The organism is Ureaplasma zalophigenitalium (assembly GCF_025780055.1).
GTDB classification, from domain to species: domain Bacteria; phylum Bacillota_I; class Bacilli_A; order Mycoplasmatales; family Mycoplasmoidaceae; genus Ureaplasma; species Ureaplasma zalophigenitalium.
This window is the reverse complement of sequence record NZ_JAOXHJ010000001.1, coordinates 13,704-39,522: the sequence shown is the minus strand read 5'-3', so window position 1 is coordinate 39,522 and position 25,819 is coordinate 13,704. Positions and strand designations below refer to the sequence as shown.

Sequence of the window (25,819 nt, the reverse complement as noted above, 5' to 3'; positions counted from 1 at the left end):
TCATTATTCCTTTAACAGGTGTTGGATAAACTTTCCAACACTATTTTTGTTATTTTTTTTATGCATAACTAGATCAACATAATCTAAAATTTTTTTATTGCGAACTTTAGCAGCAGCTCTTAGATTTGTTTTTAAAAACATAGCCAGGTCATTCATGCTATCGCCAATGGAAGCAGATGTTTTTAAATTAATTTCCATATAGTTAGCTAACCACTCAATAGCATAACCTTTGTTAATGTTTCGATTAGTTATTTCAATAATTCAAGGGTTTGTAAAAATTATTTGTAATCGATCTTTAAAGTATTTTATTATTTGTTCGTAAAAATTTGTTGGAATTTTTTTAAAAATACTTGGAGACAAAACATTTATTTTAAAAACGCCTGTGTTATCAAAGTTTAGAGGATTGATATCAAATTGATATTCTTTATGTCATAAACGAATTCATCGTCAATATGGTATGTTTTTAAACTGAATTGTTTGTTGATTTGTAAAAAGATTATTGTATGGTCATAAACCAAACCTTTTTTCTAATACATAGTCAAAAGCTTCTTGGGCAAGTAATGGATCTATTTGCGATGACAATAAAACTTTTTTACGTAAATTATCATAAATAAGAGCACCACCAAAACAGATGAAATAAGGTACAATGTATCCGGTCTTTTCAAGGATTTGATCAGCAATTACAACTGTTCGTTCTAACGACCGACCCGTAACAAAAATGAGTGTTCCACCAGCTTCATAAAATTTCTTAATCATCTGGTAGTTAAATTTACTAATTTTTTTATTTTTTTGTAATAGTGTTTGATCTAGATCACTAAAAAGATATGGGTGTTTCATAATATTTTCCTTAATTTTAATTTAAAATGTACTTCCTAGTGTTTTTCATATAAAATTATAGTATATACATATCATAAATTATGGTAATACCATTTTGTTATAAAAAAATAGTAAATATAATATATAGCATATAGCCATTTGCAAAAATGGTGTTTTATAAATATAGGAGAAATTAATGAATCAAACTAAACAAACTCCCACTTATCTTTTTGCTTTAGGTGGTTTAGATGAAGTTGGAAAAAATACATATATTATTGAACATGATGATGAAATTCTAATTATTGATTGCGGAATTAAATTTGCTAATGCTAAAATGCCAGGTTTCGATGGCTTGGTCGCAAATTATGATTATTTAATTCAAAATGCACATAAAATTCACTCGTTAGTAATTACTCATGGGCATGAGGATCACATTGGTGGAATCCCTCATTTATTGCGGCGTGTAAATATTAAAAAAATTTATGCCCCACCTTTGGCTGTTAAATTAATTGAACGACGTTTACAAGAAAACAAGGATATTAAACCGCCTCAAATTGTTTCCTTTTTAGATGACGACCGTTTTAGTTCAAAACATTTTAAAGTAGATTATTTTAGAGTTTGTCACTCTATTCCTGACTCTTTTGGAATTGTTATTGATACACCTAATGGTATTGTTGTAGAAACTGGGGATTACCGATTCGATTTTGCTACAGCAGGGGATCAAACGAATTTACACAAAATTGCGGAAGTGGCTAAACGAGGTGTAGCTGTATTAATGTCAGAATCAACATCGGCTGAAATACCTGGATTCTCGGAGTCAGAATTGTACATTATTCAAAATATTTACGATTACATCAAGAAAGCTAAGCACCGTGTTTTCATTTCGACATTCGCATCTAACCTTGGTCGTGTAGAACAAATCATTGCGATTGCTGTTTCAATGAAGCGAAAAATTGTTATTGCAGGAAAGTCAATGGAAGCAAACGTGAAAACTTCTCGCCGTTTAAATTATTTAAATATCGATGATCGCTCTTTTGTTTCAATTAAAGAAATTGATAATTATAAGGATGAAGAGATTTGTGTTATCTTAACTGGTTCACAAGGTGAAGAACACGCTGCTCTTAATGTCATGGCGAATGGCGAACACTCGCGCATCACTTTAAAACCGACTGATACAATAATTCTTTCATCTAACCCAATTCCTGGGAATTATATGCAAGTTGAGAAGATGATTAATAAGCTTTATCGTTTAGGAGTTACTGTTTACGAGAACTCTGGTGACAAAAAAATTCACTCTTCAGGACATGCAACACGAAGTGAACAACAACTGATGATTCAAGCTGTTAGTCCTGATTATATTTTCCCGATCCATGGGGAGCATAAAATGTTAAAAGGGATTAAACAAAATGCGATTGATTTAGGTTTTGATCCTGAAAAGATCATTGTAGCCACTAACGGGGAACGTTTGATGTTATTAAATGGAGTCTTATCTGCTACTAACGAATTCATAGATGCAACACCTAACTACATTAATGGAGCCGATGTTTCTTCACGTTTTAATGAATTACTAACTCAACGGAATATTTTATCTAGTGATGGTGTTGTTAATTTGGTTGTTTGCATTAACAAAAACAAAGTTACAACAAACCCAACAATTAGTACGCGTGGATGTTTTTTTGCAAAAGAATCAGTTAATTTAGTTAATAAGTTAACAAACACAATTAAAGAAAAGACAAACGCTTTATTAGCAAAAAACGAATCATTAGAAAATATTCGCCAAGAGTTAATAAAAGAAGTTAAATCTATCGTTTGAATCTGAAGAAAGAAAAATCCATTAATTGATATCAATTTAATTAACAACGACATTTTTGTTAAGAAAATTAAAAATAGAAATTACATTAAACCTGTTGAAGTGTCAAAAGAAAAAGCAGAAGTGCAAGTAAATTAATAAAAAAAACGCCACAAAGGGCGTTTTTTATAAACTCTACTAATCTAATATCTATACTATAGCCACTGATATAAATAATAAACAAGCTTCGTTTGTAGAAAGTAATAAACCGTTTTTAGTCCTCTTAAAATTCTACATACATTATTATATAACTTAAGAAAGAAATAAAAAAGATTTCTTTTTTAGCACTCTGGCTTGCTATCTGCTAAAATTGTGTTATAATTTAGTATAGTTTAATCAAAGGAGAATACAAATTATGGCTAAAGAAATAATTTTAGGAATTGATTTAGGTACAACCAATTCATGTGTGGCAGTCTACCGTGATAACACCCCATCAGTTATTGAAACGCCCGAAGGAAAACGAACTGTCCCTTCTGTGGTTTCGTTTAAAAAAGGGGAAGTAATCATTGGAGATGCTGCTAAACGCCAACAAATTACAAACCCAAACACTATCTCATCTGTTAAGAGATTTATGGGTACTGATAAAAAAATTAAAATTGTTGATAAGGAATATACACCAGAAGAGATTTCGGCAAAAATTTTATCTTATATTAAAGAATATGCTGAAAAAAAACTGGGAACAACTGTTAAAAAGGCTGTAATTACAGTCCCAGCATATTTTAATGATGCACAGCGTCAAGCAACAAAAAACGCGGGTGTAATTGCGGGGCTTGAGGTTGCTCGAATCATCAACGAACCTACAGCTGCAGCACTTGCTTATGGTATTGAAAAATTAGATAAAGAACAAAAAGTTCTTGTTTTCGACTTAGGTGGTGGGACGTTTGACGTTTCTATTCTAGATATGGCTGATGGAACTTTTGAAGTTCTATCAACATCTGGAGATAACGAATTAGGTGGAGATGATTTTGATGATGTGGTAATTAACTGATTATTAAAATCAATTATTGAAGACCACAACATTGATTTAACTAATAACACAATGGCTAAGCAACGTCTTAAAGATGCTGCAGAAAAGGCGAAAATTGAATTGTCTGGTGTTAATTCAACATTGATTTCATTACCTTTTATAGCAATGGATGAAAATCAAAACCCCGTAAACTTCGAACGTGAGTTAAACCGTGCTACTTTTGATAAATTAACAGCGCATTTAATTGAACGATTGAAAAAACCGGTTTTAGATGCGATTAACGAATCGAAAATTGGCTTGAACGAAATTGATCAAGTTTTACTTGTTGGTGGTTCAACAAGAATTCCAGCTGTTCAAAAATTAGTGGCTGAATTGACAAATAAAGAACCAAACCGTTCATTAAACCCCGATGAAGTTGTGGCTATTGGTGCAAGTATCCAAGGTGGGGTATTAGCTGGTGATATTGATGATATTTTATTATTAGACGTAACACCATTAACTTTATCAATCGAAACTATGGGTGGAGTTGCCACTCCATTAATCCCAAGAAACACGAAAATTCCAGTTTCGAAATCACAAGTTTTCTCAACTGCAGCTGATAATCAACCATCAGTCGACGTTCGTGTTTTCCAAGGTGAACGACCTATGGCCGCTGATAACAAATTCTTAGGTCAATTTGAACTTTCAGGTATTGAACCAGCGCCACGTGGAACACCTCAAATTGAAATTAAGTTCAGCATTGATGCCAACGGTATTATTACAGTTACTGCCAAGGATTTAAAAACACAAAAAGAAACTATGACAACAATTAAAGATGCTCAAGGTTTAAGTGAAGAAGAAATCCAACGAATGGTTAAAGAAGCAGAAGATAACAAAGAAAAAGATGCTAAAATTAAAAAAGAAAAAGAATTAGTGAACGAAGCCGATGCTTTAATTAATCAGTTGGAAACAATTACTAAGGATGAAAAATTCCCAGCAGAGCAAAAAACAAAATTCGAAGAAGAAATTGCTAGTTTAAAGAAATACAAAGATGCTGAAGATTTTGAAAATTTAGAAAAAAAGATTAATGAAATGAAAACGTTAATTAACCAAGCAATGCAATTTGCTCAACAGGCAAGTCAATCTCAAGACAAACCAAAAGATGACGAAGTTACAGAAGCTAAAGTTAACGAAGCAGAAGATAAAAAATAGTTAATTAAATGTTTCCTCTAATAAGGAAACATTTTTTTGTCTATAATTATAAAGATAGACGATAAAGGGTGATCATATGAAATTATTTGACTCTTATACTAATGCACTTGTTGACTTCAACGAAAGTGATATCAGTATTTATAATTGTGGTCCTACAGTGTATAACCACATACACATCGGAAACGCTCGTCCGTTAGTGAGTATGGACGTTTTATATCGTTTCCTTTTAGCAAAAAACAAAAATGTAAAATATGTTTTAAATATTACCGATATTGATGACAAAATAATTAATTATGCACTGGAAAACAACCGTAAAGAATTAGAAGTTTCAGAAGAATTTTTCCAGGCTTATTTACAAATTAAGAAACAACTTAATACGTTAACAATGGTTAATCCTAAGGTGTCAGACCACATGAATGAAATTATTGATTATATTAGTGTTTTACTATCACAGGATAAAGCTTATATCGTTGGTGATGATGTTTATTTTGACACAAGTTGTGTTAATAATTACGGTGAGTTATCAAAAATCAAAGTCGATGAGAATATTCATGGTAAACGAATATTTAATGTTAAAGAAAAGCGTAACCCCAATGATTTTGTTTTATGAAAAAAGACTGATAAAGGCTTAGTTTGAACAACACCTTTTGGCGTAGGTAGGCCTGGGTGACATACTGAATGCGTTTGTTTGATTAACAAATATCTAGGAAAGCAAATTAGTATTCATGGTGGTGGAATGGATTTAAAATTCCCTCATCATGAAAACGAAAACGCTCAAAATAATGCGATATACAATCAAAACTTAGCACGTATTTGAATGCATTTTGGTTTGATTAACATTGATAATCAAAAAATGTCTAAATCGTTAAATAATTTCATTCTAATGAAAGATCTTTTAAAACAATATTCATACCAAGTTATTCGCTGATTCTTCTACCAAACTAAATATTCGCAACCATTAAATTTTTCGCACGAAATTTTAAAACAATGCGAAAACGATGTTTTAAAAATCAAACAAACAATGATTCGATTGATCAATTTCTTCGTTATTAATGAATGTGAATTCACAAATTTAAAAAAAGAGGTGTGTGTTGAGTTTGACGAATATGCTGAAAATGATTTGAATTTCGCGAACATGATTAAAGTAGTTTTTGATTTAGTTAAAAATGCTAATTTGTTATTGAAATCAAAAGATTTATTAAAAATCAGTCGCGTTTATCAACAACTTATTTATTGTTTAGATGTTTTAGGGATTGAATTTACAAACGTGCACACCCCAGATAATATTGCACTTCTAAGAAAATGACACAATAGTGTTAAGCACCAAAATTATGAAGAAGCCGATAGATTAAGAACAGAATTGATCGGTCTAGGATTGTTATAAATAATGTTAAATTTTAATAAAAAAGCTTTATACGACGCAATTAATGCTCATATTGCCATTTCTAAAGTATATATTGGTTCTTATGATCAAAAAATTATTGATTTGTTAGAAGAAAGAAATATTCCATATGAAATTGTTAACCGCGTTTGATTTAACCGTTTTGATAAACAATTAAATCATCAGTTCCTAGCATTCGAAACTAAACAAGTTATCAAAAACGTTGCTTTAAATGAATTTTTAACATCTCATCAGGATTCCCCTGGCTTAATTCTTATGTTAGACGAGATCCAGGATCCCCATAATTTTGGTGCTATTTTAAGAAGTGCTGATGCTTTTGGTGTTAAGGCTGTTATTTATAAGAAAAATAATCAGGCAAGTGTGAATGAATTAGTTATTAAAACCAGTATGGGAGCCATTAATTATCTAAACTTAATTTGTGTTGCTAATTTATCACAAAGCATTAAATTATTGCAAGAACATGGTTATTGAGTTTATGCTAGCGCATTAAATCATCAAGCACAACCATACAATCAAATTAATTATCCAAATAAAACGGTAATTATTGTTGGCAATGAGAATAAAGGAATTTCACCTTTAGTTTTAAAAAATGCTGATCAGCAAGTTTATGTTCCGATGTATGGACACGTTCAGTCATTAAATGTATCAGTGGCAACTGGAATTTTATTAGCTTTTATTAGTCAACATTTAAATAAATAATTCTGGTACCTATATAAAGACATTTTTTTCTTTTTTTTGTTTAATAAAATATGATGATTGTGGAGGTATTGTATGTCTCATCATGTATCTTATAGTTTTGACACGGAATTGCAAAAACTTTCTTTTTTAGTTTTGACTAAAAAAATGTCTTTAAAAGAGTTCGAAAAAATTTTGTTGGCAAGAGAAAAACAACTAGCACTTTTGGTTAATAGCAAAACAGAAACAACTAATTTGTGCTGTTTAAAAAAACAAATTGATGTTTTACAAAAACAAATTAACGATTTAAAGATCCAAATTAAAAAAATCCGAACAAACATAGAAGTGTTGAATCAACAAATTCTTATTTTGCAAAAACAAGAAAACAACTAATGTTCATACATTAGTTGTTTTCTTAAAAGTTAATGATGATTTTTATTGCTTTAGAATTTTTTGCATCTTTAAAAGCTTGGTATGCTTCACAAATATCAGCGAAGTTAAAACTGTGTGTTATTAGCTGACTTACTTGTTTTTGTATTTTAGGTAGTTTTGCATATAGTTCATTTGTTGTGTTCGTATTTACTAGACCTGTGCTAATCTTAATATTTTTTATTCACAAATCTTGTAGATTAAATTCAACAGGTTTTCCATGAACACCAACGATTGCTATTCGCCCTCCGACTCTAACTATTTTTTCAGCTAATGCTCATGTGTGAGGGATACCCACTGCCTCAATCACTACATCTGCATCAGTAGAACCAATTGTGTTTTCTAAATGATCCGTTAGTTTATCATCCACAAGCAAAGCATGTGTTGCTCCCATTTTTTTAGCTATTTGCAAGCGATTCTCATCTAAATCTAAAACTGTAATAGATTTTGGTTCATATTGTTGTGCAGTAATCAAGGCACTTAAACCAATTGGACCTGCTCCGATGATAATCACATCATCACCTTTTTTAACTTCACCATACAGAACACCAATTTCGTGTCCTGTAGGCAGTGCGTCAGATAACATTACACTTAAATCTAAATCGGTTTCGTCATTAATTAAATGTAAACTATTGTCAGCAAAGGGAATACGAACAAATTGTGCTTGTGTTCCGTCAATCATATATCCTAATTTTCATCCGCCCTCTACTTCTTGACAGTGTGAATATAATTCTTGTGCACACATAGAGCACGTCTGGCACTTACTAATGCATGAAATAATCACTTTATCATTGGGTTTAAAGTTTTTTACTTCTGAACCAATAGCATACACAACCCCTATTCCTTCATGCCCTAATATCCGTGGAGTTCGTACTTCTGGATTTTTATTTTTGATAATCCCTAGATCAGTACCACAAATTGTTGTTTTTATCATTTTAATAATTACATCTGTCGGTTTTTTAATAATTGGCATGGGCATATCTTTTAGTTCGATTTTTTCATTACCCAAATAAACAAGTGCACGATTTTTCATAACTTACCTCTTTTTTATTAATTATATTGTAATTAAAAATTATTTTGTTTTAGAAAAAACAAAGAATATAGAAAAAACGAACCGTTTTTTTGGTTCGTTTTTGTTTCTATTCAATGTTTCTTAGATGTCTTTATGATAAATAGCTCCAACAGCTGCGTTAAATTGGCCACCAAACGCATCATTACTTGAATTTCATGGCATTGCACCGTCAGGATAATTATTTGGTTGTTGCGGGTTTTGGGGATTCTGTGAATTTTGTTGTGGTTTTGAGAAGTTATAAACAAGGGGCATTTTTTCATTTTCTTTGTAAAACAAAATAATCCCTGGAGCTGTTGGTGTGTTTAGGTCAGCTATTTTATCAGCACCGATAAAGTTCTTTAAATATTCCATTGTTTCACGCATCATTTTAGCTTGGTTATCTGAACGATAAAATACTTTTTTGTTATTCACATCCATGTATGATGCTTGTGGATCAAAGACATAAGAAGAGCTGGCATTATTTGCTCAGCGTTTTTCATTAGCGATCGATGATTGAGAAAATTTATTATATTCTTTTAAATAAGCTTCTTGTTGAGCAAAAACTTCCTCATTTATAACATCGATTAAGCAAACGATTTCTGGTGGATTTTGATATTCATTATTGTATTTCTGCAAATTTTTTAAAACCTTTGCTAAAGCACCTTCAAACTTAAGATGAGGGTTGTTTTTTAGAGATTCAACGTGACTAATTTTATTTGCGTCGTTGTCATAAATAAAATTATTGTGTTGTAAATTAGCTTGCGTTCCAATATATAAAATGTAGTTGCCGTTATTAATTTTTTTAGTTCCTAGAATTAAATCGTGTAGGGTTGCACTTGTATTTTTTAATGAAGTTAAGGTCAATGGTTTATTAACTTGTTCGGGATCCAATATTTTTGCGTAATTTTTTGCTTTACTTTTTAACACAACGAATGTTGTTGTGGTTGTAATTGCAGCCACAGCCGTTAAAACAGCGGTTGTAATTAAAATACCTTTTTTCATAATTCTCCTTTTATATATGAACAAAAGTCCATTATATTATTATATTATATATAGAATAAAGTTCAAAGAATATCAAGGAATAATGATGATTAATAAAAAAAACAAAACTGTTGTCGTTGGTTTAAGCGGTGGAGTTGATTCAGCTGTAACTGCCTTGTTATTAAAACAACAAGGATATGATGTTATTGGTTTGTTTATGACCAACTGAGACGCTAGTGTTAACCAAGAATTAAATTTTAAATCAAAGCAAAAACACGGATGCGATAACCAAAAAGATTTATTGGATGCCAAAAGAGTTGCTGAACAAATCGGTATTAAATTCGAGACTATTGAATTTATTAATGAATACTGGGATAATGTATTCCAACATTTCTTAAATGAATACCAAAATAATCGAACACCCAATCCCGATATATTATGTAACCAATTTATTAAATTTGACGCCTTCTTAGATTATGCTGTTAAACATTTTAATTGTGATTTTATAGCGATGGGGCATTATGCTCAGATCGTGCACACACCCAAACAATCTACACTTTTGAAGGCTGTTGATGAAGATAAGGATCAAACTTATTTTTTGTGTAACTTAAAACAAGATCAATTACAAAAAGCTCTATTTCCTATAGGGCATTTAACCAAAAAAGAAGTTCGTCAGATTGCTTACGAAAATCAATTAAATGTTTTTGATAAAAAAGATTCTACTGGGATTTGTTTTATTGGAGAACGTAATTTTGTCGAATTTATGAATAATTACATACCTAATCAACCAGGCGATATTATCGATATTACAACAAACAAAAAAATAGGTGAACATGTTGGTACTATGTATTACACAATTGGTCAAAACAAAGGACTTCATTTGGGCGGTCAAAAAAGTAAAATGTTTGTTTGTCAAAAAGATTTAAAAAATAAAATTATTTACGTTGCTCCTAGTGAATTAGAATGGGATTATTTAATGTCCAATAAAGCGGTGGTTAAAAATTGCAATTGAAACCAAAATGTTAGACCAGAAAAACCATTACAAGTTCGTTTTCGACATCGTCAAAAACTCATCAATGTTGATGTCATTGATTTTATTAACAATAATGATGTTCTTATTAATTATGCGTATGCTAGAGCTATCACGCCAGGACAATATGCTGTTTTTTACCAAGATGATGTTTGTCTAGGTGGTGGAGTTATAGATAGTGTCTATCAAGATGATAAAAAACTAAATTAGTTTTTTGTAATTTTGAAAAAACCGTATTCGTTAATAAAAATAAATAATTCTTCGTTAACTTTGTATTTTACATTGGGTGCTGGTTTTTGATCTATAAATATTTTTAGTGGGAAAATATCATAATCGGTTGGGTTATTGTTTGTAATATCAATTAATCATTCTCTGATTAATTGATATTTTTCGTTGTCTGTTAAATTAACATAAAACCCAAGGGGGAAGTGTTTATCTTTAAATTCTTGATATTTATTTTGGTATATTTTTTGTATTTGTGATTCGTCTTGATCAATAAAAGCTTCATCAATATCATTGCTTATTTTAGGGTCAATGATCACTTGGAGATTGTTTTGTTTATTAATAATTAAAAACTGGTCTTCTTTTAATCGGTATTGTTTATTTGCGATATCCTTTTTATTTAAGAAAGCCATAATTCCATTAATCTTATTCTCACTAACATTCGAAATTTTATTATCATTCAAAAAATAAAAAAGTAAGAAAAACTGTTGTGTGTCACTTAGTTGTTTAAAAAAATCATAATCAAATTGTTTTTTTGTTCAATCTTGATAAGTTGTGTCAATAACAATACTTTGAACTTCGTGTTCTTTGTTGTATTTGTTTATTTCTTTTTGAAAATTAAAAATTTTTCCATGATCCCAAGTAGCTATCGTTTTGCGCACTTGATTGCGTTCGTAAATGTCTTTAAAATTCGTTTCATCGATTGCATATTTAATATCGTGTTCCTCACAATAACGTAACAAAGTTGATTTTCGGAGTTTTAGAACCGGTCGATAAATTAGAACGTTGTTAATCATAACTCGTTCGCGAATCCCATAAAATAAAGCTTTTGATTCACGCTGTTTTTGCATATAAGCTGTTTCAAGAAAATCATCTTGGTTGTGCGCAACAATTACTGTATCAATATTTTTTTCTCTAGCAATTTCAGCAAAAAAAGCATAACGGATAGCTCGGGCTTTTGCTTGAAAATTATTAATATGACTAAATTTTTCTAAAACGTTGTTGTCTACATGTAAAACATAATATTCAATATTGTATTTACGACAATATTCTTGAACAACTTGCATATCATAATCAGAATTTTCGCGGATATGATAATTCACATGGCAAACTACTTTAATTTGTTTCCGATACATATCTAGCATAGCCATAGAATCTGGTCCACCGGACACTGCTGCAATATAATTTTTAGGTTTGAATAAACTAATTATTCGTGCTCATAACTTTTTCAAAACTATCACCTTTTAATCACTGCATAATTGCGTTTGTTACCTTGTTTAAGACTGGCTGAATTGAAATTAATTCTTCTGGTTTAAACCTCGATAAAACATAATTAGCTAAGTCCTTGTGTTCTTCTTTACCAATACCAATACGAACTCTTTTTAATTCGTTATTAGGGAAATGCAATAAAATATTTTTCATTCCATTCTGACCACCAGACGATCCTTTAAGGCGCATTTTAAAATTTCCAATTTTTGTATCAACATCGTCATAAATAATTAAAACATTGTTTTTTGGTATATCAAAAAAGTTTATAAATTTACTAACAAAGTCACCAGACAAGTTCATATAAGTACTAGGTTTGGCAAAATAAACTACTCGGTTATTAATAAGAGTTTTTGTATAATCTCCATTAAATTTATGATCAGTCATTTGTAAATTTAGAAAATGTAAAATATTATCAATTGACAAAAAACCAATATTATGGCGAGTGTGATTATATTTTGATCCCGGATTTCCTAAACCAACAATTAATATTTTTTCCATATAATATTCTACCCTTTTCTTTAATATTTTCATTATGTTATATACTTTAAACTTTTTTTAATTATTTAGCAATAAAATTAACAATCATACAATTCTCTTTTTACATCTTAACTCTAGAAGTATAAATTTTACTTTTTTAACAAAATCAAGAAAAAAACAAATTTTTTTGACAAATTTTGTGTCGATAAAAACAATCTTATCGACAGGTTTCTTTTGTTCTTTTTCTTAAAAAAGTTTTCGACATTGTTTCGACATGTTTATCGACAAATTTACAAGGTTTTTTATTTTTTTGAAGTTTTTATTCACAATTTTTGTTTTTTGTTCTTTTAGACATAGATATCGACTTACATTATCGACAATCTTAGACAATAATAGACATGATTTCGACTTGTTTTTCAACACGCTAAGTTGTTAAAAAACCCTTATTTTATCGGGTATTTTTTATTTATTGACATTTAGACACAGCGTATAGTAATAATAATAGTGAATTAAATATAAATATATAAAAAATATATTATAAAAAATATTTATTTATTTTCTTTCTTTTGTGTGTTTCATAATAAAATTAATATATTGTAGTTAAGTAGGAATATTATGCAATTAACAGTTAACACTAAAAAATTTATTCAAGGTATTAAATTCAATCAAACTATTGCTAATTTAAATATCACTAATCAATTCTTAACGGGTGTTTTAATTAGATTAAAAGATAACAGAATAGAAATCAAAGCAACGAACACACAATTATCAAGTTTTTTTTATATTGATAAAGAAGATTTTGAAACTGATAGTGAAGGTTTTGCGCTATTAATAAATGCAAAAATACTTTACGGGTTAATAAACAAGGTGACCGAAGAAAAAATTATTTTAAATTTAATTGATGAAAATACATTGATTATCAAAACAAAGAAGTTTGAAACGCAAATTAATACAATTGATTTACAAGTCTTCCCAATTTTTGAATTAGATCTTAATAACTCCGAAGAAGTTTGTCTTCCAAAAAACTTATTTAACGAAATAAATAACAAAATCCTCCCTGCTATACCAAATTTAAACGGCACAGAAAAGATGCTAACGTTCGCAGGTGTGAACATTAACAGTACAACTAAGCCAAACACCTTGACAATTCTAGGAACAGATAAAATTCGTGCTGCAATTTTAAATAAAAACTTTGATAAAGGTACATACAACTTTATTATTAGTTACCAATCGATGCGTATTACACTAGATATTTTAAAAAACAACATTAATAATACAGTTGATGTCAAACTTTTTTTGAAAGAAAAAAATATAATTTTCGCCTTTGAAAATGCTTATTTAATAACCAAAGCAATTGAAGGGGAATATCCCAAAATTACTAGTTTGTTTGAAGTGGATGAGACAAAGTGTGACTTTAAAATTGGTTTGTCAAAACAAAAAATCCTTGAAGCTATCGAACGTGGAATGACGATTATGACACAAGAAAAGAAACCAAAAATGTCTTTTGATATAAACGGAATATACGCTCAATTAAGATTTCAAACTTACGAGATAGGAAATTTTAATGAAGAAATTGAAATTACAAATTATTCAAATAATGATGTTTCTATTAAAATCAATCCTGTTATTCTGACAAATGTTCTAAAAAGCTTTGTAAACGACGAAATTATTTTAATTAAAGAAATTAAAAAAAATATTATTGTTTTCATCGACGAAAAAGATCTTAGTTTCAGACAAATCATCTCATTAATCAAAGAATAATATATATTTATATATATTAGCTTTTACATGATATAATAAAGAGTATATTAAATATATATTTTTTTGTTATCTAGAAGAAAATTTTTCATGAAGAAAATTTTAATTACTACAGAATACATTACACTTGGTCAATTTTTAAAATTATCAAATGCAATTAGCTCGGGTTCGCAGGCTAAATTTTTTTTATTATCTAATGATGTACTTGTTAATGGAGATAAAGATGAACGACGCGGGCGCAAACTTTACCATGCTGATAAAATTAAAATCCAAGATGAAGAATATCAAATAGTGCAACAAAACAAAGATAACTAAAGAGTCAGGAGCAAACTATGACTGATGACAAACAAAAAAAATCAGATTATACATCTTCAAGCATTAAAGTTTTAGAAGGTCTTGAAGCAGTCCGAAAACGTCCGGGAATGTATATTGGAAGTACGCAATCAGAAGGATTACACCATTTAATTTGAGAAATAGTTGACAACTCAATTGATGAGGCTATGGGAGGTTATGCGAGTTTTGTTCGGGTAACTATTACTAAGGATAATCAAATTCGTGTCGAAGATGACGGTCGAGGTATTCCTGTTGGAATTCACGAAAAAACAGGTCGTTCAGGTGTAGAAACCGTTTTAACCGTTTTGCATGCTGGTGGAAAATTTGACAATGATGCATATAAAATGTCTGGGGGATTACATGGTGTTGGTGCATCTTGTGTTAATGCTTTAAGTGAAACCTTTGAAGTATGAGTAAACAAAAATCATAGTGTGCACTATGTTAAATTTGTTAATGGTGGTCACGCTGAAGCTCCACTACGTGTAATTGCTGAAAATGATGAAAAAGAACATGGAACAACGATCCAATTCTATCCAGATTTTTCTATTATGGAAAAAAATGACTGAGATGAAATGAAAATTACAAGTCGTTTGCGACAATTAGCATATTTAAACAAAGGGATTCGAATTCAATTTGAATCAGAAATCACAAACGCTAAAGAAGAATGATTGTTTGAGGGTGGTTTGGTTGAATATATTAAAGATTTAAACGAACAAAAAACACCACTTTTTGAAACGGTAATTTTCGGAGAAGAAGAACGTAATATAAAAGCTCATAATGGTGATCAAACATATGATGTAATTTGTGATTTAGCTTTTCAATATAGTAATTGTTATACATCTTCAGTGCATTCTTTTTGTAATAACATAAACACAACAGAAGGTGGGACTCACGAAGAAGGTTTTAAATTAGCGATTTTACGGATTATTAATCGTTATGCAATCGACAAAAAATTAATAAAAGAAGATGAAAAATTCACTAAAGACGATGTTGTTGAAGGGCTAACAGCGATTATCTCGATTAAACATCCTAATCCACAATACGAAGGACAAACAAAAAAGAAATTAGGAAATAGTGAAGTTCGACCATTCGTTAATGAAGTAACATCAGTTGTTTTTGAAAAATTCTTAAACGAAAATCCAGATGAAGCTAAGATCATTATTAATAAAGCGAAAATAGCCGCTGAATCTCGTCGTCGTTCTAATGAAGCGCGGGAAGCTACTAGACGTAAATCTCCATTTGAATCAAATTCGTTACCCGGCAAACTAGCTGATTGTTCAAATCGTGATTCATCTGTAACTGAATTGTACATTGTCGAAGGGGATTCAGCTGGTGGTTCAGCTAAAACTGGACGAGAACGTGAATATCAAGCGATTTTACCATTGAAAGGTAAGATCATTAATGTTGAAAAAGCAAAAATTGAAAAGATTTTTGGAAACGAAGAAATTCAAAATATGATCACAGCGATTGGTGCTGGAATTGGTTCGGAATTTAATTACGAAAAACTACGTTATAATAAAATAATTATTATGACCGATGCGGACGTTGATGGTTCGCATATCCGAATTCTATTATTAACTTTCTTTTATCGATACATGTTGGAATTAGTTCAAAAAGGTAATATATACATCGCACAACCGCCGTTGTATAAAGTAAGTTATGGAAAAAAAGTTTTGTATGCGTATACAGAAAAAGAATTACAAGAAATAAGAGAAAACGTTGGAAACACTCGCTTGAATTTACAACGTTATAAAGGGTTAGGTGAAATGAATCCTGAACAATTATGAGAAACAACAATGGATCCACAACATCGAATGTTGTTAAAAGTTGATGTCCAGGATGCAGCTGAGGCTGATAAAACATTTTCACTACTAATGGGGGATGATGTCACACCTCGTAAAGACTTCATCGCTAAAAATGCAAAATACGCAAAGAACATTGACGCTTAGTATAGAGGGGGTTAACAATGAAAAAAAGTAAAAAAAGTCGTTTAACAACCGAACAAATTAAAGAACAATTATCCGTTTCAAAAATTATTGACCACGAAATTGTTAAAGAAGTAAAAACATCGTTTTTAGATTATGCAATGTCTGTTATCATTTCACGAGCATTACCTGATGTTCGTGATGGTTTAAAACCAGTTCACAGACGAGCGTTATATGCTGCTTATGAAAATGGGATGACACATGATAAACCATATAAAAAATCTGCTCGTTGAGTTGGGGATGTAATTGGTAAATACCACCCACACGGCGATAGTGCTGTATATTCTACTATTGTGCGGATGGCACAAGAATTCTCGTTGCGTTATTTATTAGTTGACGGTCATGGTAACTTTGGATCTATTGATGGTGATTCACCAGCTGCGATGCGTTATACAGAAGCGCGTTTATCAAAAATTGCTAATGAATTATTAAAATATATTGATAAGGATACTGTTTTATTTGCTCCTAACTATGATGGCTCAGAAAGCGAACCAACTGTTTTACCTTCTGGTTTCCCTAATTTATTAGTTAATGGTACAACCGGGATCGCTGTAGGTATGGCGACAAATATGCCTCCCCACAACTTAACTGAAGTTTGTGAAGGTATTAAATTATATGCATATAATCATGAAATTAGTATTGATGAATTAAAAGAAGTTATTAAAGGTCCTGATTTTCCAACAGGGGGGTTAATTTACGGAGACCAAGGAATCAATGATTACTTTACTACTGGTCGAGGATCAGTAACAATGCGTAGCACGTATGAAATCGAAGAACTAAACCACGGAAAACAAGCGGTTATTGTAACAGAAATTCCATACATGGTTAATAAACAAACTCTAATCGAAAAGATTGTTGAATTAGTAACAAATAAAGAAATTGACGAAATTTCAGATTTACGTGATGAATCATCACGTGATGGTATCCGAATTGTTATTGAATTAAAACGGGATGTAATACCTGAGGTATTGGTGAACAAATTATTTAAACAAACACCTCTACAAACAAACTTTGCTGTAAATAATTTAGCTTTAGTCAATAATGAACCAAAAGTTTTAAACTTGCACGACTTAATTAAATATTATTTTGAACACCAAGTTGAGGTTTTAGTTCGCCGAACAAATTTTGATTTAAATAAAGCTAAAGATAGAATTCACATAGTTGAAGGTTTGGTAATTGCTGTTAATAACATTGATGAAGTGGTTCGTATCATTAAACAATCGGGTGATGACGAAATAGCTATGAAAACACTCCAATCAACTTTTTCATTAACTGAAATTCAAGCTAAAGCAATTTTAGAAATGAAATTGCGTTCATTGACTGGTTTAAACATTGATAAACTAAAAAATGAACACGCGGAATTACTAGCTGTTATTGCGGATTTAGAAGATATTTTAAACAACTACGACCGCCAAGTAAAAATCATTGTTGAATATTTGGATTATTTAATCGAAAAATTCGGAGACGAAAGACGAAGTGAAATCATCTATGGAATAAGTTCTTCGATTGATGATGAAGATTTGATCCCTCAAGAAGATATTGTTATTACAATGTCAAAACGTGGTTATTTCAAACGTTTAGCAGTTGACACATATAAAGCACAACGCCGAGGTGGTGTTGGTGTTATCGGTGCGAAAACTTATGATGATGATGATGTTGAAAAGATTTTAATCGCTAATACGCATGTTGATATTTTATTATTCTCGGATTACGGTAAAATTTATCGAATTCGAGGGCATGAAATACCATTGGGTTCAAGAACTGCAAAAGGGGTTATGGCTCTTAACTTCTTACAATTAGAAAAAACAGAAAGAATTTTAACTTTCATCGCAATCGATAATTATGACGAGGGTTCATTAGTATTCACAACTCTTAGAGGAATTGTAAAACAAACAGATTTAAAAGAATTTGTCAACATTCCATCAAAAGGTAAAATTGCGATAAAATTACGTGAAAACGACCGATTAGTTTCTGTATTACAAGCTACAACAGATGACAATTTATTCATTGCTGCAAGTAATGGAAAAGTTGTTCAATTTAGTTTGGACAAAGTGCGTCAAATGGGTCGTAATGCAGCTGGTGTTAAAGGGATTAACATTGCTGAAAAAGAATTTGTTCTTGGATCCGGATTATTATCACAAGGTAATTATGTTTTAGCGATAGGGGCACACGGTATTGGTAAGTTAACAAATGTTGATAATTATTCATTAACTAATCGTGGTGCCAAAGGTGTCTTAACACTTAATGTGAACAAAAAAACAGGTCCACTAGTAGCTATTAAATTAGTAAATAGCGATGAAGAATTACTAATTATCACTAGTGCAAATAAAGTCATTCGAATTGCAATTTCGAGCATTAGCGTTCAATCACGAAACACATCAGGAGTTAAATTAATTAATTTAGACCAAGATAAAAATGAAGTAATTAGATCGGTTACAGTCTTTAAAAAAAGTGATGAAGACTTAATTGATGAAGATTATGAAATCGACAACACAACCGAACAAATATTAGCAAATGATGTAAAATAAGAATAAATAATAAAAAATTAAACAAGAACTATTAATAGTTGTGTTTATTTTTTTATATACTGGAGCCAAAAAATGAATATAGTTAATAAAAATGCTAACCGTAATTATTTTATAGAAGATACAATAGAAGCTGGAATCAGTCTGTTAGGGAGTGAAGTAAAACCATTAATTAATAATGATGCATCTATTAATGAAGCGTACATTATGATTCGTCAAAACGAAGCATATATTTATCAAATGCACATAGCCTCTTATAATTTTGCTCACCACAAACAACATGATCCATTACGTAACCGTAAATTATTAATGCACAAAAACGAAATTATAAAATTTGCGCACTGACAAAAAACGCAAAGGATTAACTTAATTCCGATGAAGTTATTTTTTAAAAATAATAAAATAAAACTTTTGGTAGGAATTGGAAAAGGGAAAAAGTTATGAGACAAGCGAACAGATTTGAAGAAACGAACCCAAAATTTAGAAATAAAAAAACAAGTAAATTCACTTTAATTTGAAGTGCTTTAAATAAAAAAGGACGTTTTTTAATCGTTCTAGTTTTAATTTTAAACTTAATTCAAGTATCAGCAATGGTCGTTTCACCGATCATTATGAAACAAATGCAAAATAGCATCAACCCTTATCTTGAAGATTACGGTCAAAGTCTATTAGTCAAAAACTGTTTAATTATGTTTGGTGTTTTACTGATTTGAGCCACTCTTGCAATTATAGGTAACTATTTATCTGTTCTTGTTGATGTTTTGTTGATGCGCAGTCTACAAAAAACAATCTTAACAAAAACATTAAGCTTAACTAAAGCCGATGATGGTTATTTTAATCAGGATAAAATATTAACAATTACTACTAATGATACTTTGCAAATTCAAGATGGTATTCGAGCACTCACACGTGGTTTATTAATTGGTATTGTATATATTATTGGAGGCTTCATTGCTCTTGTTGTTTTAAGTCAGCAAACCTATAGCATCTATATCACTATTTTTGCTTTCATGATTTTAGTTTTCGGAATCGAATTTATCTTCATAAAATCATTGCGAACAAATTTTAGAAAAATGACGAAAGAAAACGATGCAGTTATCGCACTAACAAATGATTATACGAACGGTTATCGAACCATCAAGACTTTTTTATTACAAAGTTTTTTCTTAAACGATCTAGTTAAACAGTGAAAAAAATATCAAAAAGTATCACAAAAAGCTTTTATGATTTTGTACACATTAATTGTAGTGATTAGTCAACTATCATTCATTATTCAACCAGTTATTTTATTGATTATGTTTTATAGTGATCCTAAAATTGCTAATACCAACGTTTTCCCTATTTTTCAAGCAATCAACATTTTTGTGTTAGGAATTTTTATTACTTCTGGATCACTATCATTATTTTTAAAAACAATTATTAACTTTAATCGTGTAACACAATTTTTAGGCTACCAACCACAAATTATTTACTCTGGCCAATGTATAACCAACCTTAATGATATTGTATTTGAAAATGTTAGTTTTAAATTTCCGAATCAAGAAAATTATGTATTAAAAAATATTTCGTTTACTTTGAAACATAATCAATCATTAGGAATTATAGGTAAAACAGGTAGCGGCAAAACAGTACTTTTAGATTTATTAACTCATCAATTACAACCAACAAGCGGACGAATATTTATTGATAAAAAAAATTTAAAAGAGATTGATATCAATCATTGGAAACAACGATATTCATTATGTGAATCTCGACCCACTTTAATTAACGATACAATTGCTAATAACATTTATATTAATCATCAAAAATATGAAAGATCTGAATTAATTAAGAATCTAAAAATAGCTCAAGCATACGATTTTGTTAATAACCTAGAAAAGAAGGAACAGACAATCATCAATACGAAAGGAACGAATTTTTCGGGTGGACAAAAACAACGAATTGCTCTTTGTCGGGCAATTAGTAAAAAAGCACCTTTATTAATTATTGATGATGCCACAAGTGCACTAGATGTTTTAACTGAAAAAGCATTTATGAAAGGCTTAGCAGAACTTGATAGTTTTCAACAAAAGATCATTGTTTCGCAGCGCGTTAGCAACATTATGAATTGCGATCATATTTTAGTTCTAAATAATGGAGAATTAATTAGTCAAGGAGACAATCAAACCCTTTTAAGAAATTGTCCTTTTTATAAAAATATTTACAAAACGCAAATTGATCGGATGGTAGATAGTTATGAATAGTCGACAGATGAATAAAATTTTATGCAAATTTTATTTAAAAGATTTTCGGAAATATTTCCTAACAATTTCCTTTTTAACATTATTCTTTGTTATTAGTTATGTAGCTGCTTCGTATTTAATGCAACTAGCTACAGCTAAATATGGATTAAACGAAAGCAATAGTTTCCTAATGTATTTTGGTCTAACAATAGCAGGATATGTTTTAATGGGTTTATTTAATTTTGGGATTTCGTTAACCTCGAATAAAGTAGCGCATAAAATCGAAATTAATTTAGCAATGACAATTAATCAAAAACTAAGAACAATGAGTATTGGTTTTTTTGAACAAAATAAACCAGGTGAATTGTATACAAAAGCATTAACAGATCCTCAAATTATTAAAAATGCACTTACTACTTATTATGAAAAAATTAATGTCTTAGTGATTGGTGGAATTGGTTTTGGAATAGCTTTATTAGTGATTAACCCTTATGTCGTTCTAATTGCAATTCTTGCTTATTTAATTGTTATGATTCCATCGTTTGTCATAGTTAAAAAAGCTTATTTTTATAAAACAAAAACGAGAAAGGTAACCGGAGAAATTAACGACTATGTGGAAGAATTAATTCGAACACGTAAAACAATTAGTGAATTTGATGCTCAAGAGCATTTTATTAATAAATACGATCAGAAAATTGATGATATGAAAAAATCATGAATTCGATCAGAATTTCTGAGCATCATTCCCTTCCCATTAAGTGTGACAGCTAATAGAGTGATGGGAGTTGTTATCGCCTTCACTTATCTACTTTTTACCATCCATAATATCCATTTACCTTCAGGTTTCATGAGTAATTTTATAACTCGAGAAATCAATAACGAAATGATTGAAGTGCCAAACTTTGCACCACTAATCACTCTATCTTTTAGCGCTGTTTTATGTGGCCAATATGTTACTGATTTGGTTCAACAAACACCAACAACTTTAGCAGGAAAAACAGCACTAGTTAAAATATATGAATTATTAAGTATACCAAGTGAAAAAGATAACCGTGAAATACTAAAAATTGATTCGTCAAGCGGGGTTGATATTCAATTAAAAAATCTAACTTTCCAATATAATAGCGATGTTATTTTAGATGATATATCATTGCATATTCCTAAAAATAAAACGACAGCCATCATTGGTCCGACAGGGTCAGGAAAAACAACTTTAGCTAGCTTAGTTATGCGTTTTTATGATTTTCAAAAAGGTGACATACTTTTTAATGGGATCTCAATTAGCAATAAAGCGCGAGATAGTGTTCGGAGTTATTTAACATCAGTTCTTCAAGAGCCATATTTATTTAAAAAAACACTGTATGATAATTTTTGAATGGTGAATAAAAATGTGTCAAAAGAACGAATTCATGAAGTTTGTCGAATGGTAGGTATTCATGACACAATTATGCAATTGGATCATAAATATGACACAATTATGGATGAGAAACATGGTTTATCGAATGGTCAAAAACAATTAATTACGATTGCTCGTGCAATGATTAAAGATGCCCCCGTTGTTATTTTGGATGAGGCCACATCAAACGTTGATGTTCACACAGAACAACAAATTCAAAAAGCAATGAAGAAGTTGATTGAAAATAAAACATCAATAGTAATTGCACACCGTCTATCAACCATTGTCGAGGCGGATCAAATTGTCATGTTGAATAACAAAAAAATCGTTGCCATTGGTCGACATGAAGAATTATTAAAAACAAACGAGGCATATAAAAAATTATTTACTAATAACTAAAAAACAAAAAAACTTGCTTTTTAGAATTAAATACACTATAATAATATGGTGTATTGGAAGTATAGCTCAGCTGGTTAGAGCACACCCCTGATAAGGGTGAGGTCGATGGTTCGAGTCCATTTACTTCCACCATGGGGACGTAGCTCAATTGATAGAGCACCTGATTTGCACTCAGGAGGTCGAGGGTTTGACCCCCTTCGTCTCCACCATTAAAACTTAATCTAGCTCAGGCTAGATTTTTTTATTCCTCAAAAAACCTATCTGTTATTTTAAAAAAAGTCTAACAGGCAACAAGTAGATTAAAAAAACTATAGGAACCCCTATAGTTTTTTTAATTGCTTTTAAATAAATTTAACTAATTCGAAATCAATTTTGCGCGTAACTTTGTTAGCACCAATAACCTTAACAATTACACGTTTACCAACAGTAATAATTGTTTGGGTTTTTTCCCCAACAAGGGTATTATTTTCTTTGACATAGTTATAAAAATCATTTTTCAAAGATTTAACAGCAATTAAACCTTCGATAGTATTATCTAATTCAACGAAACAACCAAACGTATTAACTGATGAAATAACACCTTCAAATTCTGTGTTTAAGTGCTCTGACATATATTCAGCGAACTTCATACTATTAACATCTCGCTCCGTACGTACAGCAACCACTTCTTTTTCGTTACATTGGTCGCAAACGTTTTTTAAATTACTCATCAATTCCAATCGTTGTTGATCTGTATAAGCTTGAGGATCAAAAATAAAAGATCATAAAATTCGATGAACAATTAAATCTGAATAACGACGAATTGGTGAAGTGAAGTGAGTATAGTGTTCAGATGCTAGACCGAAGTGGCCAATATTATTTACTGAATAAGCAGCTTTTTCCATTGAACGTAACAACAATTTGTTTACTAATGTTAAATTGTAATGATTAGCATTGTTATCGAGTCAAGTTGAAATCGTTTTTTCGTCTATACTCAAGAAGTCTTCAGTAATTTTAAAACCCAACTTTTTAGCTTCAATAGCAAACATCTCTAGCTTCTTAATTTGTGGTCTATCATGGGTACGATAAATAAAACGAAGTGGTGTCTTAATATTTGTTAATAAATAATCATCCGAATTATTTATTGTTTTAGGGTTTTCTTGATAATTAATTTGCTTATCTACAAAACGCGTAACCGCTTCGTTAGCTGCAACCATAAAATCTTCGATCATCATCTGAGCGGTTTTTTGCTGCTTAACTTGAATTTCAATAATTTTGTTATTTTTATCTAAAACAATCTTTGGTTCTTTAATATCGAAATTAACATAACCGTCCCGAGATTTTTTAGCACGTAAAATCTCATGTAACTCTTTAGCCTCACGTAACATTTGATGAACGGAAATTACGTATTCAGGTAGCTTACTTTTCTCTTCAAAAAAGTCATTTACTTCATCATAGGACATTTGGTACTTACTAGTAATTACAGAAGGATAGACATCCTCGAAAACTACTTGCCCTTCGTCACTAATAATCATATCGCACGTTACAGCCATTCTTTGGACATTTGGGTTTAATGAACAAATATTATTAGATAAATTATGAGGTAACATAGGAATTACACGATCTACTAAATATACAGATGTGCTACGGTCGAAAGCGTTTTTATCTAAAGCAGTATCTGGTTGAACATAATACGAAACATCAGCGATACTAACTCCTAAGAAATAAAACTGCTTGCCATTGACTCCTTTTGGCAATTTTTGTACAAAAACTGCATCATCGATATCTTTAGAACCCGCTGGATCAATAGATATGATTTCGCGTTCATTTAAGAAACGACGAATCTTTTGTTGGTGCTCATTTAATTCGAAAACAGCCTTATTAGCTATTTGCTCAGCTTCAGGATGAAATTCGGGTTTAATGTTATTATCATAAACAATAGATAAAATATCTACCCCAACATCGTTTTGGTGTCCTAAAACCAATTCAACTGATGCATACGCATTTTGTAAATCGCGTTGATAAACGTGAAATAAAATTTTATGACCAGTAACCAAACCTGGATATTTATCAAGAACAATATTTAAATAAAAAGCAGGATCATCACAAGAAACACTAAGTGTTTTGCCATCAAAAACAACAACACCTACATAAAAATCTTTGGAATGCTCGATCACCGAGGTAATTGCTGCATCATAAAGACCAGGTCTTTTGGGTTCTTTTTTTAATAAGGCAAATTCAACACGATCCTTTTTTAAAGCACCGTTTAAATATTTCTTATTAACATAATAGTCAACTTCTTCTTCCTCTACACGAACAAATCCATCACCTTTTGAATTGATTGATAAAACACCAACCATTTTCTTAGATAAATCTATTTCATAATCACCGTAATTGTAGATCAAATAATTATTTTCTAAACGTCTTACACTAGAGTCAGCTACTAATTGACTAACTGTTTGGTAAAAAGTATTTTTTTTCAAATCAGGATATGTTTTTAATATTTTTTTAAGGAGAATGCCTGGAGGGATTGGTTTATAATTTTCCTTTTCTAATTGGTTTAAAATTAGTGTGCGCAATGATTTAATATCCATTATGAATTACTAGTAGCTCGATAAATAATAACAATTAATATTAATGTAATAGTAATAAAAAACATGAAGACTTGAAATCCCTTCATTCAACCACGATCTTTAGTTTTTTGAAAGATTTCTAAATCTTGACCATTTAAACTAGATAAACCACCTGTTGCAGATGTTCTTGATAATAACAAACCAATAATTAATGCCAAAATACTTAAAAGTATTAATGTAATTGTTAATCCCATACACAGCTCCCTAAATGTTATATTCTTTAATTATAA

Annotated in this window: 20 protein-coding genes and 2 tRNA genes; 15 read left to right on the top strand and 7 right to left on the bottom strand. The window is 30.4% G+C overall.

The features are described 5' to 3' along the window. Positions 1-3: 3 nt before the first annotated feature. Positions 4-837, bottom strand: coding sequence for a Cof-type HAD-IIB family hydrolase (locus OF365_RS00165; protein WP_263817608.1), 834 nt, complete (start codon positions 835-837; stop codon positions 4-6). A 175-nt stretch (positions 838-1,012) separates the two neighbouring features. On the opposite strand from OF365_RS00165, the gene OF365_RS00160 reads away from it, so the two are divergent. From OF365_RS00160 to OF365_RS00140, 5 genes are all read left to right on the top strand, one after another. Continuing rightward, positions 1,013-2,764, top strand: coding sequence for a ribonuclease J (locus OF365_RS00160; protein WP_263817607.1), 1,752 nt, complete (start codon positions 1,013-1,015; stop codon positions 2,762-2,764). A gap of 256 nt (positions 2,765-3,020) precedes the next feature. Continuing rightward, complete coding sequence (gene dnaK / locus OF365_RS00155; RefSeq protein WP_263817606.1) at positions 3,021-4,823, top strand: molecular chaperone DnaK; 1,803 nt, start codon at positions 3,021-3,023, stop codon at positions 4,821-4,823. 76 nt (positions 4,824-4,899) lie between these two features. Further along, on the top strand, positions 4,900-6,207 hold the full coding sequence (gene cysS, locus OF365_RS00150; RefSeq protein WP_263817605.1) for a cysteine--tRNA ligase: 1,308 nt from the start codon (positions 4,900-4,902) through the stop codon (positions 6,205-6,207). Positions 6,208-6,210: 3 nt separating this feature from the next. Further along, positions 6,211-6,924, top strand: coding sequence for a 23S rRNA (guanosine(2251)-2'-O)-methyltransferase RlmB (gene rlmB / locus OF365_RS00145; RefSeq protein WP_263817604.1), 714 nt, complete (start codon positions 6,211-6,213; stop codon positions 6,922-6,924). Positions 6,925-6,996: 72 nt separating this feature from the next. Further along, positions 6,997-7,293, top strand: coding sequence for a hypothetical protein (locus OF365_RS00140; RefSeq protein ID WP_263817603.1), 297 nt, complete (start codon positions 6,997-6,999; stop codon positions 7,291-7,293). A 22-nt stretch (positions 7,294-7,315) separates the two neighbouring features. On the opposite strand, the gene OF365_RS00135 is transcribed toward OF365_RS00140, so the two are convergent. Together OF365_RS00135 and OF365_RS00130 are read right to left on the bottom strand one after the other, a co-directional pair. Further along, positions 7,316-8,362: an alcohol dehydrogenase catalytic domain-containing protein gene (locus OF365_RS00135; protein ID WP_263817602.1), complete on the bottom strand. Its 1,047-nt coding sequence runs from the start codon at positions 8,360-8,362 to the stop codon at positions 7,316-7,318. Between the two features lie 120 nt (positions 8,363-8,482). Further along, positions 8,483-9,382 carry a DUF6856 family protein gene (locus tag OF365_RS00130; RefSeq protein WP_263817601.1) on the bottom strand — a complete coding sequence of 300 codons (900 nt, stop codon included), beginning with the start codon at positions 9,380-9,382 and terminating at the stop codon, positions 8,483-8,485. Positions 9,383-9,464: 82 nt separating this feature from the next. Here OF365_RS00130 and mnmA point away from each other — a divergent pair, with 82 nt between their 5' ends. Then, positions 9,465-10,601 (top strand): tRNA 2-thiouridine(34) synthase MnmA, encoded by a 1,137-nt coding sequence (mnmA, locus tag OF365_RS00125; RefSeq protein WP_263817600.1) that lies wholly within the window; start codon positions 9,465-9,467, stop codon positions 10,599-10,601. Here the strand turns inward: mnmA and tilS are convergent. Both tilS and pth read right to left on the bottom strand, forming a co-directional pair. Continuing rightward, positions 10,598-11,845 carry a tRNA lysidine(34) synthetase TilS gene (gene tilS / locus OF365_RS00120; RefSeq protein ID WP_263817599.1) on the bottom strand — a complete coding sequence of 416 codons (1,248 nt, stop codon included), beginning with the start codon at positions 11,843-11,845 and terminating at the stop codon, positions 10,598-10,600. The genes mnmA and tilS overlap by 4 nt on opposite strands. After that, a complete protein-coding gene (pth, locus tag OF365_RS00115; protein ID WP_263817598.1) occupies positions 11,817-12,380 on the bottom strand; it encodes an aminoacyl-tRNA hydrolase in 564 nt (187 codons plus the stop codon). Before pth ends, tilS begins: the two co-directional genes overlap by 29 nt. A gap of 594 nt (positions 12,381-12,974) precedes the next feature. Between pth and OF365_RS00110 the strand changes: the two genes are divergently transcribed. The 9 genes from OF365_RS00110 to OF365_RS00070 all read left to right on the top strand — a co-directional run bounded on the left by OF365_RS00110 (position 12,975) and on the right by OF365_RS00070 (position 23,186). Then, a complete protein-coding gene (locus tag OF365_RS00110; RefSeq protein ID WP_263817597.1) occupies positions 12,975-14,120 on the top strand; it encodes a DNA polymerase III subunit beta in 1,146 nt (381 codons plus the stop codon). Between the two features lie 87 nt (positions 14,121-14,207). Beyond that, on the top strand, positions 14,208-14,432 hold the full coding sequence (gene yaaA / locus OF365_RS00105; RefSeq protein ID WP_263817596.1) for a S4 domain-containing protein YaaA: 225 nt from the start codon (positions 14,208-14,210) through the stop codon (positions 14,430-14,432). A gap of 17 nt (positions 14,433-14,449) precedes the next feature. Next, positions 14,450-16,399, top strand: coding sequence for a DNA topoisomerase (ATP-hydrolyzing) subunit B (gyrB, locus tag OF365_RS00100; protein ID WP_263817595.1), 1,950 nt, complete (start codon positions 14,450-14,452; stop codon positions 16,397-16,399). Between the two features lie 17 nt (positions 16,400-16,416). Next, positions 16,417-18,963, top strand: a complete 2,547-nt coding sequence (gene gyrA / locus OF365_RS00095) for a DNA topoisomerase (ATP-hydrolyzing) subunit A (RefSeq protein WP_318031854.1) — start codon at positions 16,417-16,419, stop codon at positions 18,961-18,963. A 72-nt stretch (positions 18,964-19,035) separates the two neighbouring features. Then, a complete protein-coding gene (gene smpB / locus OF365_RS00090) occupies positions 19,036-19,473 on the top strand; it encodes an SsrA-binding protein SmpB (RefSeq protein WP_263817594.1) in 438 nt (145 codons plus the stop codon). After that, positions 19,401-21,203: an ABC transporter ATP-binding protein gene (locus OF365_RS00085; protein ID WP_263817593.1), complete on the top strand. Its 1,803-nt coding sequence runs from the start codon at positions 19,401-19,403 to the stop codon at positions 21,201-21,203. Before smpB ends, OF365_RS00085 begins: the two co-directional genes overlap by 73 nt. Before the next feature lie 7 nt (positions 21,204-21,210). After that, a complete protein-coding gene (locus OF365_RS00080) occupies positions 21,211-22,977 on the top strand; it encodes an ABC transporter ATP-binding protein (RefSeq protein WP_263817592.1) in 1,767 nt (588 codons plus the stop codon). Between the two features lie 55 nt (positions 22,978-23,032). Further along, a tRNA-Ile gene (locus tag OF365_RS00075) sits at positions 23,033-23,109 on the top strand. A 1-nt stretch (position 23,110) separates the two neighbouring features. Continuing rightward, positions 23,111-23,186 (top strand) — tRNA-Ala (locus tag OF365_RS00070). A 132-nt stretch (positions 23,187-23,318) separates the two neighbouring features. Here OF365_RS00070 and rnr read toward each other — a convergent pair. Continuing rightward, complete coding sequence (rnr, locus tag OF365_RS00065) at positions 23,319-25,550, bottom strand: ribonuclease R (RefSeq protein ID WP_263817591.1); 2,232 nt, start codon at positions 25,548-25,550, stop codon at positions 23,319-23,321. Continuing rightward, on the bottom strand, positions 25,550-25,783 hold the full coding sequence (locus tag OF365_RS00060) for a preprotein translocase subunit SecG (RefSeq protein WP_263817590.1): 234 nt from the start codon (positions 25,781-25,783) through the stop codon (positions 25,550-25,552). The genes rnr and OF365_RS00060 overlap by 1 nt, the downstream gene beginning before the upstream one ends. Positions 25,784-25,819: the final 36 nt, after the last annotated feature.